Annotated in this window: 1 protein-coding gene; it reads right to left on the bottom strand. The window is 67.8% G+C overall.

Annotation, left to right across the window (positions count from 1 at the left end; all coding sequences use genetic code 11):
- Positions 1–71 precede the first annotated feature (71 nt).
- On the bottom strand, positions 72–479 hold a 408-nt coding region (locus E2C05_RS32470), incomplete at its 5' end, for a transposase (protein ID WP_192912582.1).

The raw sequence follows: 479 nt of genomic DNA, 5'->3' as shown, positions 1-479 counted from the left end.
AGGCAGCGAATCAGCCCAGCGCGCGTCGCGTCCAAACACATCCGCGCACAGGTCTCCTCATACCAACGGCCTTAAAGACTGACCGATGCCCAGTTTCTGGTGGTGATGGAGGCGAGGCGGCTTCGATCGGCGGCGAGGGTGTTCCAGGCGGTGCAACAGGCCTCGAGGATGGCCTCGTAGCTGTCCCAGATGCGGAAGCTGAGCAGGTTGGCGCGCAGGTACTCCCAAAGGTTCTCGATCGGGTTCAGTTCCGGTGCGTAGGGCGGCAGGCGCAGCAGGGTGATGTTGTCGGGCACGCGGAGGCGCCCGCCGGTCTGATGCCAGCCTGCGCCGTCGAGCACGACCACGGCATGGGCATCGGCGGTGACCTGGCTGGCGATCTCGGCGAGGTGCAGACTCATGGCCTCGGCGCTGACATGCGGCATGGCCAGGGCGGCTGCGGTGCCGCGGGCGGGGCAGACGGCCCCGAACAGCCAGGC

It is taken from the genome of Paracraurococcus ruber (assembly GCF_004353985.1).
Taxonomy (GTDB): domain Bacteria; phylum Pseudomonadota; class Alphaproteobacteria; order Acetobacterales; family Acetobacteraceae; genus Paracraurococcus; species Paracraurococcus ruber.
This window is presented reverse-complemented; position numbering and strand designations above follow the sequence as displayed.